We start from the raw sequence: 14,987 nt of genomic DNA, 5'->3' as shown, positions 1-14,987 counted from the left end.
AGGAGATCATGGCGGACGATCACGTGATCGTGCATGGCGAGCGCGGCTGCAAGGGCAAGAGCCAGGCCCTGAAGCCCGGTGCCTACGACACGAGCGCGCTGGACGACAACGACTTCATCAGCTCCGTGACCATCCCCAAGGGGTGGACGGTCACGCTATACGAGGACTCCATGTTCGGCGGCCGCAGCAAGGCCCTCACCGTGACGGGGGACGTCGGCGACGACTTCGACAACATCACGTCCTCCCTGACCGTATCCAGCCCGGAAAAGGAAGCGATCGTCAAGGTCGGCAATGTCCACAAGGACAGCAAGGGTGGCACGATCACCATCGAGCAGAACGACGTGGACGTCGACGCCAAGTCTCTCCTCAGGCTGTCCCAGAAGTTCCCTCCGAAGTACGAGCAAATCATGGTCCTCAGCTTCACCATGACGATCGACCAGCCGGACATCTAGGCGTCCCGACCCGATCCCCGTGGCCTTGCCGGCTCGTCCGGCGGGGCCACGTTCGTCTCGGACGCACACGGCCCGGAAGACTTACCCATCAGTTGGCCACCCGCGCTACTGGCCGTGCCGTCGTGAGGGATCGCCCCGACGAGGTACAGCCCGACAGGGCAAAGATCGTAGCCATCACGCAATCGCGGTCAGAACCCTTCAGTTGGCCAGTTGAGCGCCCACTACAAGGAGCTGACGCCCCTGCTCGCCCCCCCACGCCAACCGACTCGCGCCACGATGGACACCACACGCTCAACTCGCGCTCAACTCGCGCTGAAGCGCTCAGTCAAAAGCTGCGAGTCTGGGCCCTTACGGGCGGATGGAGTCTGCGGTCACGGCTTCCTTGACGTAGGAGGGCAGCACCAGGCTGGTGCGCAGGGCCTCCGCGACCACAGCGTGCAGGTCTTCACCCTCGACGCCGGCCGGGGCGGCGTTGCGGATCCGGGTCCATGCCTGCGTCGCCCGCACCGCGAGCGCGAGGACCGTGTCCGGGGAGACAAGGTAGAGATGGGACTCCGCAGCGGGAACGGCCAGGTCGCTCACCATCCCGCGAGGGGAGACGACGAGGCTGATACTGTCGCTCGGCGCCTCGGCGCCTCGGCGCCTCGGCGCCTCGGCGCCTCGGCGCCTCGGCGACCCGCTCGTCGCTGGCGAGCTGACGGAGCTGGCTGTTCGACTGCCTGATGTACTTCAGGCTGACGCCTCCTTCGGACTTCTGCTCGCTCTTGGCCTCGACCGTGAGCCACCAAGATGGCCACAGCCACGCCGCGTCCGTGCGTCCCTGACCTGTCGGCTTGAACGAGCGGGCCCCCAGCAGTTCCCCGAGGGAGACCAGCCCCGCCTCGTACTTCACGGAGTACTGCTCGCGTAGGTTGGCCAGCATCTCGTTGGCGAACGTGTTGAACTTGGCGGCCGTCTTTAGCTTCGAGGACGACCGGTATGCCTCGGCTACGGCTGCTACGGCCTCGGTGTCCAGGGCGCCGAGTTCGGGCGCGGCCACCGCGTGCCCCTCGATCTCCCGCAGCCACGTGGTGCCGAAGGCGGCCTTGCGGGCCCGCTCCAGCAGTTGCTCGGCCCGCGCTGTCGCGCCCGGGGCGTCTGCCGCCAGCCGGGCCCAGACTGATCCGAGGTAGGCCCACATCGCCTGGTAGGGGCGCAGCTCTCTGCTGGTCAGGAGATCGAGGACCTGCACCGCGCTGCGGGAGGCGGTGTCCCAGTCCTCTTGCCAGGCGGCCTGCCAGGCGTTGACCTCATGTTCGGCGCTTGCGGCCAACATGCCCACGTAGGCAGGGGCTTGTTTGGCGCACTCGGAGCGGCGCTCGACGATGTCCGGCTCGGCGACCTGCTGCCGCATCTGGTCACGATCGAGGGCGCTGCGTGCTAGGGCGACGAGATCAGACGGGGGTACTTCACTGTTGTCGCGGCCGAAGGCGATCTCGGCCTGGAGCTCGGGCGGCAGTCCTTCGCGGACGTCGAGGCGGGAGAGGAAGCGCTGGAGTTCGCGTCCGGTGACGATGACGAGTGCGAAGTCGCGGGGTCCGCGGGTGCAGCGGCCGGCGCCCTGGATGACGCGGGTGCGGACCCGTTCCAGGGCCACGCGGCCGGCGCGCAGCCGGGACTGAAGGAACTTGTCCTGGAGGTGAAGGGCGTCGGGGAGGTCGTGCATCAGGATGATGTTGCACGACTCGTCGGGGAGGTCCATGCCGTCGAAGCGGCTCGGGGCGAGCAGCATGCCCCGGTCGGCGGTCTTGAATGAGCTCGCACCACCATGAACGTCCTGGTCGGGGTGCTGGTGTGACAGGGTTCGTGGGTACTCGTGCTGGTGGTGGGCGGGTGTCTGTGGTCGTGATCGTCTGTCATCGGGCGATTTCGAGGTTGGTCAGGACGAGAAGCGCCCGCAGCAGGTTCGTGGCGCGGGAGGGATTGGTGCGCAGTTTGGTGCGGACGCGCCAGTTCTTCAGGTTTGCGAAGCCGTGCTCGACGGGGGCTCGGGCGGCGGAGATCACCTTGTTGGCGGTCTTCTGGCCGGTGGTGAGCTTGCGGGCGCGGGTGGCCTTGTAGCCGGTGATCACCACCTGGTCGTCGCCGTCGGGGTCGAGGCCGAGGAAGCCGAGGTCGGCCAGGGCGCCAAGTCCGGCGGCGCGCAGGTGGTCGAGGATGTGGTCGCGGCGGGCGGCGGTGATGTCGTGGGTGCGTCCGGGCCGGGCGGCGGAGATCCAGATCAGGCGGCCGCGTTCGTCGGTGAGCGCGAGGAAATGCAGGCCGTGGCGTTTGTGTTTGCCGCTGAAGTTCGGTCTGTTGTCCCGGCCGGTGCGGCGGCGGGTGGGGATGAGGGTGCCGTCGATCAGCACGACTTCCCCGCCGCGTCTCGCCACTTTCCGTATAGCGCGGTCCAGGCGCGGGGCCTTGGCCGCCAGCAGGGCGACGACCTCGTCGCACCAGCGTCTCATGGTCGTGGCCGAGATCTGGTTGCCGCCGGCGAGGTCGGCGGCGCGCTGGTCGTGGCGCAGCACGGCCAGCACGAGCACCGCGATCCGGCCCGTGGGCTTGGACCGCCACCGTGATCCGATCGCTTTCAGGTGTCGTCGCAGCAGATCGGCGACGTAGGCGACGGTGGTCGTGGACAGCGGCAGACGGCACTGGTAGACCAGGGAGACGGCGTCCCCGGCCTGCTTCTTGTTCTTCGTCACACAAGTTCAACGAGCACTGGGGACGCCTTGCGGAGGGATTTCACGCCCCTTACTGTCCGGCCCCGCCGGACGCCCGGTTCGGGTAGATATCAGCCTCCGCATAATCGCTGCTATGCGGGACGCCCACCGATAGGTCGGGCTGGTTCCCGGCACCCCGGGCAGCACCGTCGGGCTCCAAATGAAGTCTCATAGGCGAACAGCCGCATGCCGTTAAAGTGGTACGGCAGCGACTTGCGCCGGTGCAGCACCAGGTCGCGGTCCCCGGTGAAGGCGATCTCGGCCTCGGCGCCCTTCTCGGTGCCCAGCAGCACCGCCTTCGGGGTGCAGTGGCCGCGGCCGGTGCCGCCGAGGAAGCCGAGCAGTTCTGCGCGGACCCTGGTCACCCGGGGCAGCGGGCCCTCGTTGTCCAGGCGCTTGACGGACATCCGGGCCGCGCGCATCGGGCCGACTGTGTGTGAACTCTACGGGCCGATACCGATCGAGAACAGGTCGAAAACGCTGACCGCCATGCTGGGTGCCTCTCACGCCTCTGTGTTGAGGGAAAAACGCCGGAATGCCGACCTCCCGAGGGTATTAACCGGGGAGGTCGGCATTGGCGTTCTTGGCGCGCCATGCAGTGCCCAGCACCGCTTTTGCTGCGGCGACCGGCGGCTCTGCTCGGTCCTACTCGGTCCGCAGCGCGGTGGCGGTCCGGGTCCGTGCCGCCCAGCTGGCCGGGAGCAGTGCCCCGCGCAGGGCGATCACGATCCCGCCGGCCAGCAGGGGGATGAGCAGAGCGGCGGTGTAGGTGTGGGACACGCTCGGCGGCAGGTGCCGGCCGATCGCGTTCCCCATCGGGGTCAGCGTCGCCTTCTCCACCGCGACCCCGAGCGGGACCCCGATCAGCCCGGCGATCAGGCCGGTGAGGCACACCGAGGTCAGAACCATCGCGATGGTCTGCTTGGGTGTCATCCCGAGGGCCTTGAAGATCCCCAGATCATGAACCCGCTCCCGGGTGTCCTGCACCACCATGCTCAGCACCCCGAGCGCGGCGACCGCCACCATCATCAGCGTGAGCGTGGCCACCAGGGTGCCCATGATGATCACCACGATGTTCTTGCCCCCGTCCGAGTGCGGCTGGACCGAGGCGTTCAGCGGGGTCAGCGCGGCGGCGGCTGAGGTGGACCAGTCCGGTCCGCTGACGTTCGAGGCCAGCTCGACGTTGAACTGCTCGATGTGCGGGGCCAGACCGGCGGCGGTGAAGGTGGCCGCATCCGTCATGACCGTGTAGTCGCCCACGTTGGTGTCGAAGTTGATGCCGACGACCTTCAGCGGCAGTTGCTTGTTCTGCTGCACCACGGTGACGTTGTCACCGACGTGGATCCCCACCGTCGTGGCCAGCTTGTCGCCGACCACGGCCTCGCCGGGCGCCGAGAACCAGCGGCCGGACAGCAGCTCCATGTTCGTCCAGGAGAAGTCGCCGGTGACCGTGAACACCTTCGGCGGTTCGCCGCCGGGCGGGGCGCCGACGATGGTCGCGCCGCTCTCGCCCCAGCCGAACGCGGCCTTCGTGCCCGGGGTCTCGGCGAGCGCGGCGGCCACCTTGGCGGCATCCAGGTGCGGCCTGCGCGGGTCGTTGGGGCCGTAGAAACCCCAGGTCACGCCTACGTCGGCTGTGGGTTCCACGAACTTCGACGCGACGTTGAAGCCTGCGGTGCTGGTGTCCAGGTACTTGTTGAACCCGGTCTCCAGCCCCACCGCGAACGTGGCACTCACCACGCCGAACAGCACCGCCGCACCGACCAGTACGGCCTGGGCCGGCCGGGCGAACGGCTGGGCCAGCCCCAACGACATGGCCCGGGGCAGCGGCAGCCGCGAGGCCAGACGCTGCGCCGTCTGACCGCCCCCGGCCTTGGGGGCGCGGCCGACCACCAGAGCGCGCACCGTCGGCATCCGGCCGGCCCGCAGTGCCGGGATCAAAGCCGTGACGCCGACGATCAGCAGGGTGCCCAGCGGCACCACGGCGCTGACCCACAACGGAATCGTGGCACTGGCCGCGCCGAGCTGCTTGGTGGCCCCGCCCAGGATCGGCACAGCCAGGAGGTTGCCGAAAACCGCGCCGAGCACCAGGCCGAGTGTCGCCGGGATCATGGCCTGCGCGGTGTAGGCGCGGGCCACCTGCGAAGGGGTGAAGCCCAACGACTTCAGAATCCCGATACGCCGGATTCCCGAGGCCACAGCCCCGCTGACCACGATCGAGATGATCAGCACCGACATGAACAGCCCGAGGATCCCGAAGCCGATCAGGAACGGCACGTAGGCCCTGGCGTTGCCGCCGGCCTGCTGCTCCGCGGTCAGGTACGACTGTCCGCTCTCGACCGAGCCGGCCGGCGCAGCGGCGGCCACCGCCTGCTTGTCGGTGGCGATGTCGGCGTCGGTCCCGGCCTTGGCGAACCGGTAGAGCATCTGCTCGTCGGACTTGGCACCGGCAGCGGTGAGCCGCCCGAAACCGTCGGCGGTGACGAAGGCGGTCGCGCTGTCGGTCACCGAGTTGGCGAAGCCGACGACCTTGAACGACGGCTTGCCCGGCAGGGAGGAGAACACCACCGAACTGCCGAAGCAGGCGATGGCATAGTGCTGCCACGGCAGGGCGATCTCGCCCGGGCTCGTCGGCCAGCGCCCCTGGGTCAGCACCAGCTGGTCCATCCCGGAGGTGCTACCCAGGTCGGGCCGGGTGGTGACGGTGATCGGATGGTTGTCGTGACCGGCGAAATCCTTCTTGGGGCAGTCCGTGCCGACGGTCGTGTCCAGGGCGGCGGCGATCGGGTACGGTCCGGCCGCCTCGGTGACGCCGGCGGCGTGCGCGGTGGCGGCGGCCTGCGCGGCCGTGGCCTTCGAGCCGTCGAACTGGACCGCCAGGTGCGCCCCGTTCCGAGCACTGAAGGCGTGGTCGAACGGGGCCTGCACGACGGCCAGCAGGCCGAGGGAGAGTACTGAGGACGTCACCGCGGCGAACGTTGTCAGGGCCATGACGAGGGACTGGACCCGACGCCGGCCCACGCCGGAGCGTACGACCTTGCCCAAGGCGCTCACCGGCTCACCGCCGGCAGCAGGCGGGCCACGGCCCGGAATCCGACCTCGAAGAGGCGCCGGGGCATCGGCGGCTTGCGCAGTATCATCCGACCGCTCCCGCCGGACGGGTCAGCGGCGTGCGGGCGGCCAGGCCGGCACCGCTGCCCTCGTTGACGACGTCCCGCTTGACCGCGCCGTCCACCAACTCGATCGTGCGGCGCGCGGTGCTCGCGGCCAACTGCACATCGTGGGTCACCAACAAGATGGTCTGGCCCTCGCTGTTCAGGTCCAGCAGCAGCTGGCGCACGTCCTCGGCCGAGCTCGAGTCCAGCGCGCCGGTGGGCTCGTCGGCCAGCAGCAGCGCCGGCTTGTTCATCAGAGCCCTGGCCACCGCCACCCGCTGCCGCTGACCGCCGGACAGCCGCTGCGGGTAGGCCTTGGCATGCCGGTCGATGCCCAGCGAGCCGAGCAGCTCGATGGCCCGCCGCTTCGCTTCGCCCTTGCCCATCCCGGCCAGCTGCGCCGGAACCATGACGTTGTCCAACACGGTCAGGTCGTCGAGCAGGTTGAAGAACTGGAAGATCATTCCGATCGAGGCCCGGCGGTACTTCGCCGAACCGGCCTCACCGAGCTGGTCGACGCGGGTGCCGTCGACGGTGACACTGCCGCTGGAAGGCTTGTCCAGACCCGCGACCAGGTTCAGCAGCGTCGACTTGCCACTGCCGGAGTGCCCGAGGATCGCCACGCACTCACCAGCCGCCACGGACAAGGTCACACCGGCCAGCGCGGGCGGGCCGTCGTCGTACTTCTTTGTCGCGTCTTGGAGATCGATCATCGGTGCATTGGTCATGGCTATGAACCTAGGAACGGATCGTGATCCCTCGCGTCGGCCGGCGGATGTCACCTCCCCCGCGGGCCATCGGCCCGGGGATGTACCCGCGTACATCCCCGGGGCGACGCGCAGAGCCGACGCCACTGAATACGATCTCCGTGTGGAAGAGCTTCTCCAGCGTCTCTCGACATCGAAGCGCGTGACCTGGCTGATGTCACAGGCCGTGGTGCTGGCCATCGCCGGCTTCTACGCGCTGATGCTCGCCTTGACGACGCCGAGCCCCGACGACGGCCTGTTCCGGTTCCCCGACCTCGGGCGCTACCAGACGACGGGTCTCTGCGTCGTGCTCGCCCTTCCGATCCTGCTGGTGCGCCGTCTGCCGGCGGCCGTCTTCGCGGCGGTCCTGGGCGAATCAGCCCTCGGCGACATTTTCGGCGCGCGGCCCTTGGTCGTGTTCATCCTGCTCGTCGCCTTGAGCGGGAACATCGCCGCCCGGCGGCCGAAGGCTGCCGCCGTCGGCTCCGTCGCGGGCGTCGCGGCCGCGTTCGTCAACGACATCCACGTCAGTGTCGGCGACGCGGCCCAGTGGGCCGGGTGGCTCGCGTTGTGGTTCGCGGTCGCGTGGGTCTTCGGGGGGTGTATCGCAAACGCCGTGAATACCTCGAATCCCTGCACGAGCAGACCGAGGCCCGCGTCGTCATGGCCGAGCGGCTGCGGATCGCCCGTGAACTGCACGACAGCGTCGCGCACAGCATCGGGATCATCACGGTGCTGTCGGGAGCGGCGGCGCGGGTGGTGGAGACCAAGCCCGAGCAGACGCGGCGGGCGCTGACCGGCATCGAGACCACCAGCCGGGAGACGCTCCTCGGGCTGCAGCGCATGCTCGGGGCGCTACGCCGCGCCGAGATGGACGACGCCATGCCGCGGGCCGCTCCGCTGGCGCCGGCCGGCAGCCTGGCCGACGTCCCGCTACTCGCCGAACGCACGGCCGACGCCGGAGTGCGGGTCCACGTGACCTGGCGGGGCGAGCAGCGTCCACTGCCGCCGGAGATCGAACTGTCGGCGTTCCGGATCATCCAGGAGTCGGTGACGAACGTGGTGCGGCATTCCGGGGCGCGAACGTGCCGGGTCGCGGTCGATTACGAGCCGGAAGGAGTGAGCATCGAGGTGGTGGACGAGGGGGACGACGGTCTCGGCGGGCCGGGCCGTCCGAGGTCCTCGGCGGCGACCGGCGGGAGCGGCTTCGGCCTGGTCGGCATGCGCGAGCGGGTGACGTTGCTGTCCGGCCAGTTCAGCGCGGGCCGGCGTCCGGAGGGCGGATTCCGGGTGGCGGCGAGGCTTCCGGCATGAGCGTGCGGGTGCTGCTGGTCGATGACCAGCCACTGATGCTGGTCGGGCTCGGAATCCTGATCGGCGACACCGACGACCTGGAGGTGGCCGGGGAGGCCAGCGACGGCCGCGAGGCGGTGCGCCTGGTGCGTGAGCTGCGGCCGGACGTCGTGGTGATGGACATCCGGATGCCGGGCATGGACGGGATCGCGGCGACCCGGCAGGCGACCGCCGAGCCGGACCCGCCCAAGGTGCTGGTCCTGACGACCTTCGACGACGACGAGTACGTCTACGGCGCACTGCGCGCCGGGGCCAGCGGATTCCTGCTCAAGAGCATGGCCCTGAACGCGATCCTGGACGCGATCCGCGTGGTGGCGGCCGGCGACGCGTTGATCGCGCCGAGCGTGACCCGGCGGCTGATCGCGGACTTCGCCGGAACGTCCGGCCCCGCGGCCCCCGAACCGGACGCCGAGCCCGCCGCGGACTCAAGTCTCATCGCGGGGATCACCGACCGGGAGCGCGAGGTGCTGGCACTGGTCGGACAGGGACTGTCGAACGCTGAGATAGCCGAGCGGTTGGTGATCAGCGCGGCGACGGCGAAGACGCATGTCGCGCGTCTGTTCGCCAAGCTCGAAGCTCGGGACCGCGTCCACCTGGCGATCATCGCCTTCGAGGCCGGACTCGTGACGCGTAGACGGTAGGGCAGGATGAGAAGAACGATCGAGACCACGAGTTCGCCGCGTTCCCGATGCGCCAGCACACCCACCTGGCCGCAGCGGGATTCGAGTCGAGGTTGTTCAGGAAGTCACGGACCCCACCTGCGCCTCCTCGGGCGGCGGCGCGGGGGACAGATACTCCCCGAAGCCCTGCTCGCTGATCCGCTGCGCCACGCGTTCGGCCACCACCAGCTCGTCCCGCTCGACCCGCACCTCGGCGAGCTGCTTCACCAACTGCTCCTCCAGGAGATCCAGGTCAGCACGTCGCGCGGCGATCCGCTCCAGCATCACGGCATCCGTCATAAAACCTCAGCGTAGGAACAGCGCCGGACGCAACGGGCCGGAACCACCACCAACCACCCTGACGAATGATCTACACCGAAGACACCCGCCCACGACCAGCACGAGCACCCGAGAACTCTGACACGCCAGGCATCTGACCAGGAGCTTCAGGATGGTAGATCTTCAATGGTTGGAGGCCGTCCAGGGTGTCGCCGGGTCGGAATCGTTCGGTCTGTGGCACCCCCAGGGTGTCGGCGATCATCGTGGCCGACTTTCCGTCGGGTGTTAGCACCACGCATTTACCGCGCAGGCCGATCAACCGGCCGACCAGGCCACCCTTGTCCGCTGGATTGGCCGACGCCTCGGCAGGACCGGTTTGCGCTGCTGGCTGGTGGGTGTCGGCCGAGTGCAGACCGCCGGGGCCGAAGGGGTCGTTGGTCGACTCCGCCAGGTCGGGAAAGACGAAGAAGCGTCGGCCGCTGCCGATGCTCTCCCACTCCGGGGGCGCCGCGATCCGGGTGATCATCGGGCGGCCGAAGGCCCGCTCCAGCTCGCCGCCTTCACCGAGGGTCGCCGAGAGGTAGATCCGCTGCTGCGGGCCCATGAACGGGGTGTGGGCGAAGGTCGGCGGGATCATCGGCCGGATGTACCAGCCCTGCGGGCTGACGTAGAACAGGCAGGCACGCAGCTGCGAGCGGACCATCTTGAACCGGTGCCAGGAGTTGCCGACCAGGGTTGACAGGACCCTGTCCAGCTCGACGGCGTGCTTGGCGACGGTCGGCACCGGCACAAGCCGTACATCCGTGCCGCCGTACGCGTCGGTCAGTCGGGACACCAGGTGGGGGTCGAGGTCGTCGCCGAACACGTCCAACAGCGAGGTGAACTGGCTGACGGTGGCCGGGATGTCCACTGCCCAGGCATCCGCTACGAAGCCTTCGGCAGCGTACGCGTCGTCGAACAGCAGGCTCTGCGCGTCCGGAAAGGCCGGATTGGTGTTGAACACGTGGCTGTAGACGGTTACGGCCACAACCTCGGCGCCCGCGTAGCGGGCCAGGTCCCGGTCGTCGAAGTCGGAGCGCGAGCCGATAAACAGGGCGGCGGGGATGCCTTGGGCCCGGGCGGCAGCCCAGACCTGGTGGGCGAGCTGCTTGGTCGGGCAGGCCTAGACCGAGCGGTGCTTGTAGTAGCGCCGCCTCCAGTCAGCGATCAGCAGGCCAACCAAGGTCTTCCCGGAGCCGGTCGGGAGCTCCAGGGCGACGTCCGACTTGTTCAAGAGTGAGGGCGAGGCGTAGGCGCGCAGCATGTCGGCCTGGTGCGACCACAGAGCGCCGTGGCTGGTGGTCGTTCGAGGGAGTACTCCGAACAGTGCCTCCGGCGTCGGCGGCGCCGTCACCTGCTTCGTCCGCTGCCGGAACCGGACCGGCTGCTTGCTGTCGTCCACGCTGACCCCCTCAACGCCGGATGGCCGACGCACACGTACTGCTCGACACAATGATCGTAGTCCTGTATCCCTCGGCCACCGGCGAAACGTACCGACCGATCAGGGCAGTCAGTCGACGGCAAATCGAAACTTGGTGTCCGTGCGCTTCTTCAACACCGCAGCCACGACGGGTGCTTGTCTGCGGCGGCGGGCACGCGAAGGGCTGGGAGCAAAACCGAACGCTCAACCGGCCAAATCAAACGCTCACTGGCCAAATGAAGAGTACTCGACGGCCAACTGGGGGCTCAGTCACACGCGCATGTAACTCAGCGCCCCAGTTGCCACTCCGGCCATCAGCGTCGTTCTGTGCGTGACGAGTCGGCACCGTCCTAGCGCCTACCTGACTACGGCGTCAGTCTCGCGGATGGGCTGCTCTTCTCCTCACGCACGCTCACGCTGTGGTCGGGGCGACCGCAAAGACGGATCCCGTGCTGGCTCCCGCGTACACCACGCCGTTCAGCACCACGGGTTCAGGACGCTCGTCGACGGGACTCTCGATGGTCAAGTTCGGGTCGCGTCGTGCCGCACTGCGCCACAAGGTCTTTCCCGTCGCAGCATCGACACAGGTGATCCGCCCATCAATGGCCGAGCTGTACAGCCGGCCGCCGGCAAGCACCGGGCGAACGGGAGATTCGCCTCTCGTCTCCATGGTCCAGTTTCGCCGGCCTGTCCGGAGGTCGTACGAGGCCAGCATGCCGTCAGCCCGGCTGATGTAGAGCGTGTCCCCCTGCGTGCGTGCAGTGCCCTTTGGGGCATCCCGGAGGGGAAGGCGTTCCGTGCTTCCGTCCGCCCTGGTGACGCGGGTGACGCTCTGGCCGTCGAGCAGGAAGGACACCGTGTCGCCGTCGGCCGCCACCGGCGTGCCGGGGTCCTTGTCGAAAGTGGCGAGAACCTTGGTCGTGCGCAGCGTGGCGTCATCAAGGACGGCGAGGGATGTGATGAAGCCTTCATCTGCCCCGGCCTTGAGCAGATACAGCGCACCGTCTTCACCGCAGAAGACGGTGTAGTACTCGCCGACGGGAAAGGTTCTGGACCCGACCAGCTTTCCCGTGCGCGCATCCCTGCGGTCGATCCGGAGTCGGTCCGCCTCCGGGTGGTCAACCGTCGTGACCGTGGACTTCTGCACGCTGAAGCTCGGCGATGTCATCCAGGCGGACCACAGCAGGTTACCGGTCTTCACGTCGAAGCCTTTGAGCTGTTCCCTGCCTTTTGCATCGATCCGTGCGTCGTCGACCAGGACCGTGTCTCCGGCGAACCCCACGACCGAGCCTGTATCCGTGGACGGGCCTGTGTACGGCTTGCTCCACATGGTCCGTCCGGAGGCGACGTCGATCCGTTCAGCCACCACACCGACCTCCGTGCACACAAGTACATCCCCGGTACCGGCACAGGAGGGGAGGCTGTCATAGTCGTGGTGCCCTGTGGTGATGGTTGGCTTCTTCTCCCACAAACCCCACCCTTTCGGCCGCAGAGCCGCAACTGGTTCGAAGGCGGGGGCAGTTCGTGTCGACGAGGCGTGGACCGAGGGCGATGCCGAGCCCTTGGCGTCACCCTGAGCTCCTCCCGCATCGCCCCCCAGAAACACTGGGACCGCCGCTGTCACCGCAATAGCGGTGACAGCGACAAGCAGGTAGGTGCGCGTCCGGGGCCATCGCCGGGGACCATGTGCGGAGCCTTCCGGTTCCGTCGTCTTCTCAGGTTCCTCTGACCCTGCTGTCTCTATCCCCTGTTCCTGAAGCAAAGCGAGCAGATCGGCGGCGGAGGGTCGGCCGGTGGGGTCCTTGCTTAAGCACTTCTCGATGACGGGACGCAGAGCCGACGGGACTCCCGCGAGGTCCGGAGCGTCATGCGCAATCTTCATCGCGACCGCTATGGGTGGGGCGCCCGTGTCGCCGTCGAACGGTCCCCGGCCCGTCGCCGCATAGGTCAGGACCCCGCCCAGTGCGAACACGTCGGCCGCCGTCCCTACCTCTCGCGGCGTGCTCAGCTGCTCCGGTGCCATGAAGGACACCGTGCCCAGGACCTTGCCGCTCCGTGTCAGCGGTTCCGCGCTCAGTACCCGGGCGACACCGAAGTCGATGACACGGGGGCCGTCCTCGGGCAACAGCACATTGCCCGGCTTGAGATCGCGGTGCACCAGACCGGCCCGGTGGATGTCACGCAGGGCCTCGGCGAGCCCCCGGCCCAGCCGTCGCACGGCGTCCTCGCCGAACGCGCCGTTCTCGCGCACATGTTCCGAGAGCGTCGGGGCGTCAAAGTACTGCGTCGCCATCCAGGGAGGATCGGCATCGGCATCGGCGCCCACTACCGAGGCCGTAAACGCCCCACTGACCTGCCGAGCGGCCTCGATCTCGTGCCGGAACCGGGCGCGGTAATCGGCGTCGTCCGCAAACTCCCCTCGGATGATCTTCAGGGCGACACGTCGGCCCGACGGCGACACAGCCAGATGGACGACCCCCATGCCACCCGCGCCGATGCGGCGCTCAACACGGTACTCCCCGACCACCGGCGGCGTATTCTCGTCCTGCCAGCTCAAGGCCCCTCCTGCGACTCTGCGGTAATCGAGCCCTCCCCACACCTCAAGGTGGGTTAGAGGCTTACAGTCCCGGCTGCTGCGGGCAGCACGGACGCTAGCGCATTTCGTGACGTCGCTAGACGGAGTGCGATCACAAGGCGGGGCATGGTGGCGCACCGCCGAGGAGCTAACCGTGGCCCGCCCCAACACGGCACCGCGTCACCGTCGGGCAAAGCTTTCGGCGCGACTCTGACCGCGTTTCCGTGGTGTGACAGCCGGATGTAGCAGTGGGCGATAGGCATCTGGCGAAGCCATCACGTAACCACGGTCAGAACCGGCTGAGGCGCTCAGTCACATTCGGCGATAGATGCCCACGTGCAGTGATAGTTGGCCCTGAGCGGTTCAGCGTCTGATGCGCCCGTGTACGGCAAAGGCGGCGAGGGCAAAGAGGGCGGGTTCCAGAGGGCGGGAGGCCATCTCGATGTAAGTGCCGTGGTCCGCGCGGTCACGGGCTGGACTCATCGAATGCGGCCTTGATGCCGTGGGCCCCACTCTGGACCTCATCGGCGCTCATCGAAGGCGCAGCGGGGTCACGACGGCGTGGCGGGTGGTGCCCGCGAGGACTTCCACGACGGCGAGGCCAGAAGGAATCCTGGTGTAGGTCTCACTGGTGTCTGCGCGGCCCTGTTTTGCTGGACCGGCCGCAACCAGGACCTGCGCGATCTGCGCAGCGAGCGGCGCTGACAGCGTCTGCGTGAGTGCGGTACGTCCGTTCGGAAGCCGTACCGCGAGCGCGCGGGGCCGGGTCTGCGGCCCGGTGTAGCCGATCACGTCGGCATCGACAGTCTCGGCGTGCCGGATCTTCTGCCATCCTCCGGTGCGGCCGGCCCGGTAGGGGGAGGTGGCACGTTTGGCGACGATGCCTTCGACGCCCTGGTTGTGGAGGGTGGTGTACCAGGTGAGTGCGGTGTCGCGGTCGGTGGTGGCGGAGACGGCCTGGATCGGGGTGGGCGCGGGCAGTTCTGCCAGGAGGCTCAGGAGGGCTGCGCGGCGCTCGCTGTACGGGCGCGCCCGGACATCGCCGGACGGCAGCTGCAGGACGTCGAAGGCGATGTAGTGCGCGGGGCGTTGGCCGGCCAGGCGGTGGGCGCGGGCGGGGGAGGAGGCGGCTCGGGCCTGTGCGGCCTCGAAGCTGATCCGGCTGTCCTCGGCGGTGATGACAGCCTCGCCGTCGAGGACGGTCCCGGCCGGGAGGTGGTGGCCGGCGAGAGCGAGGTCGCCCCATACGGCGGTGACGTCGCGTCCGGAGCGGGCCTGCAGGCGGACCCCGTCGCCGGTCCGCCACATGATCATTCTGTGGCCGTCGAGTTTCACCTCGTAGCTCCAGTCCGTGCCGGTGGGCAGTTCCGGCACGGACTGGGCGAGGGCGACGGAAACGGGCCAGTCCACCCGTCCAGCCTGCGGCGGCCATGGCTGCGGCGCCCGCCGGTGTTGTGGGGGAGCGGGCCGTGTCGGGGACTTTTAAGCTGGTGGGGGCTCGGGGTTGTCGTGGAGGTCCGTGATGCTCCGACCACTGTGGAGCGGCGCCATTTCCTTTGGCC

At 68.6% G+C, this 14,987-nt stretch carries 13 protein-coding genes and 1 pseudogene; 4 read left to right on the top strand and 10 right to left on the bottom strand.

All coding sequences use genetic code 11. From position 1 onward, the window contains the following. The first annotated feature begins 8 nt into the window (after positions 1–8). On the top strand, positions 9–452 hold the full coding sequence (locus ACFZDJ_RS53410) for a hypothetical protein (RefSeq protein ID WP_391070441.1): 444 nt from the start codon (positions 9–11) through the stop codon (positions 450–452). 445 nt (positions 453–897) lie between these two features. Here ACFZDJ_RS53410 and ACFZDJ_RS53405 read toward each other — a convergent pair whose 3' ends face one another. The 5 genes and pseudogenes from ACFZDJ_RS53405 to ACFZDJ_RS53385 all read right to left on the bottom strand — a co-directional run bounded on the left by ACFZDJ_RS53405 (position 898) and on the right by ACFZDJ_RS53385 (position 7,082). Beyond that, complete coding sequence (locus ACFZDJ_RS53405; protein WP_391070439.1) at positions 898–2,223, bottom strand: hypothetical protein; 1,326 nt, start codon at positions 2,221–2,223, stop codon at positions 898–900. Positions 2,224–2,347: 124 nt separating this feature from the next. Beyond that, complete coding sequence (locus tag ACFZDJ_RS53400; RefSeq protein ID WP_391070437.1) at positions 2,348–3,181, bottom strand: transposase family protein; 834 nt, start codon at positions 3,179–3,181, stop codon at positions 2,348–2,350. A 185-nt stretch (positions 3,182–3,366) separates the two neighbouring features. Further along, positions 3,367–3,690, bottom strand: a pseudogene (locus ACFZDJ_RS53395) (serine dehydratase beta chain); the annotation flags it as partial. Positions 3,691–3,844: 154 nt separating this feature from the next. Beyond that, positions 3,845–6,190 (bottom strand): FtsX-like permease family protein, encoded by a 2,346-nt coding sequence (locus ACFZDJ_RS53390; protein ID WP_391070435.1) that lies wholly within the window; start codon positions 6,188–6,190, stop codon positions 3,845–3,847. A gap of 145 nt (positions 6,191–6,335) precedes the next feature. Continuing rightward, the gene (locus tag ACFZDJ_RS53385; protein ID WP_391070434.1) at positions 6,336–7,082 is read right to left on the bottom strand and encodes an ATP-binding cassette domain-containing protein; all 747 of its coding nucleotides are present in this window, start codon (positions 7,080–7,082) and stop codon (positions 6,336–6,338) included. 142 nt (positions 7,083–7,224) lie between these two features. Between ACFZDJ_RS53385 and ACFZDJ_RS53380 the strand changes: the two genes are divergently transcribed. The 3 genes from ACFZDJ_RS53380 to ACFZDJ_RS53370 are packed head-to-tail and all read left to right on the top strand — an operon-like array spanning position 7,225 to position 9,094. Further along, a complete protein-coding gene (locus ACFZDJ_RS53380) occupies positions 7,225–7,896 on the top strand; it encodes a hypothetical protein (RefSeq protein ID WP_391070433.1) in 672 nt (223 codons plus the stop codon). Continuing rightward, positions 7,782–8,414 (top strand): histidine kinase, encoded by a 633-nt coding sequence (locus tag ACFZDJ_RS53375; protein ID WP_391070488.1) that lies wholly within the window; start codon positions 7,782–7,784, stop codon positions 8,412–8,414. Before ACFZDJ_RS53380 ends, ACFZDJ_RS53375 begins: the two co-directional genes overlap by 115 nt. Then, the gene (locus ACFZDJ_RS53370; RefSeq protein ID WP_391070431.1) at positions 8,411–9,094 is read left to right on the top strand and encodes a response regulator; all 684 of its coding nucleotides are present in this window, start codon (positions 8,411–8,413) and stop codon (positions 9,092–9,094) included. Before ACFZDJ_RS53375 ends, ACFZDJ_RS53370 begins: the two co-directional genes overlap by 4 nt. Before the next feature lie 96 nt (positions 9,095–9,190). Here ACFZDJ_RS53370 and ACFZDJ_RS53365 read toward each other — a convergent pair whose 3' ends face one another. The 5 genes from ACFZDJ_RS53365 to ACFZDJ_RS53345 form a co-directional block, all read right to left on the bottom strand. Continuing rightward, the gene (locus ACFZDJ_RS53365) at positions 9,191–9,412 is read right to left on the bottom strand and encodes a hypothetical protein (protein ID WP_391070430.1); all 222 of its coding nucleotides are present in this window, start codon (positions 9,410–9,412) and stop codon (positions 9,191–9,193) included. A gap of 70 nt (positions 9,413–9,482) precedes the next feature. Continuing rightward, positions 9,483–10,418, bottom strand: a complete 936-nt coding sequence (locus tag ACFZDJ_RS53360) for a hypothetical protein (protein WP_391070429.1) — start codon at positions 10,416–10,418, stop codon at positions 9,483–9,485. Between the two features lie 135 nt (positions 10,419–10,553). Next, positions 10,554–10,832, bottom strand: a complete 279-nt coding sequence (locus ACFZDJ_RS53355; RefSeq protein WP_391070427.1) for a hypothetical protein — start codon at positions 10,830–10,832, stop codon at positions 10,554–10,556. Between the two features lie 430 nt (positions 10,833–11,262). Then, positions 11,263–13,407 (bottom strand): protein kinase, encoded by a 2,145-nt coding sequence (locus ACFZDJ_RS53350; protein WP_391070425.1) that lies wholly within the window; start codon positions 13,405–13,407, stop codon positions 11,263–11,265. A gap of 549 nt (positions 13,408–13,956) precedes the next feature. After that, positions 13,957–14,835 (bottom strand): DNA ligase, encoded by an 879-nt coding sequence (locus ACFZDJ_RS53345; RefSeq protein WP_391070424.1) that lies wholly within the window; start codon positions 14,833–14,835, stop codon positions 13,957–13,959. Between the last annotated feature and the right edge of the window lie 152 nt (positions 14,836–14,987).

The sequence above is a fragment of the Streptomyces sp. NPDC007896 genome (genome assembly GCF_042959425.1).
In the GTDB taxonomy this organism is placed as follows: Bacteria; Actinomycetota; Actinomycetes; order Streptomycetales; family Streptomycetaceae; genus Streptomyces.
This window is presented reverse-complemented; position numbering and strand designations above follow the sequence as displayed.

What these genes read in the sequence shown, in the direction of transcription:
- ACFZDJ_RS53410 (WP_391070441.1), top strand. Translation starts at nt 9, where the DNA reads ATGGCGGACGATCACGTGATCGTGCATGGCGAGCGCGGCTGCAAGGGC.
- ACFZDJ_RS53405 (WP_391070439.1), bottom strand. Translation starts at nt 2,223, where the DNA reads ATGCTGCTCGCCCCGAGCCGCTTCGACGGCATGGACCTCCCCGACGAG.
- ACFZDJ_RS53390 (WP_391070435.1), bottom strand. Translation starts at nt 6,190, where the DNA reads ATGGCCCTGACAACGTTCGCCGCGGTGACGTCCTCAGTACTCTCCCTC.
- ACFZDJ_RS53385 (WP_391070434.1), bottom strand. Translation starts at nt 7,082, where the DNA reads ATGACCAATGCACCGATGATCGATCTCCAAGACGCGACAAAGAAGTAC.
- ACFZDJ_RS53370 (WP_391070431.1), top strand. Translation starts at nt 8,411, where the DNA reads ATGAGCGTGCGGGTGCTGCTGGTCGATGACCAGCCACTGATGCTGGTC.
- ACFZDJ_RS53365 (WP_391070430.1), bottom strand. Translation starts at nt 9,412, where the DNA reads ATGACGGATGCCGTGATGCTGGAGCGGATCGCCGCGCGACGTGCTGAC.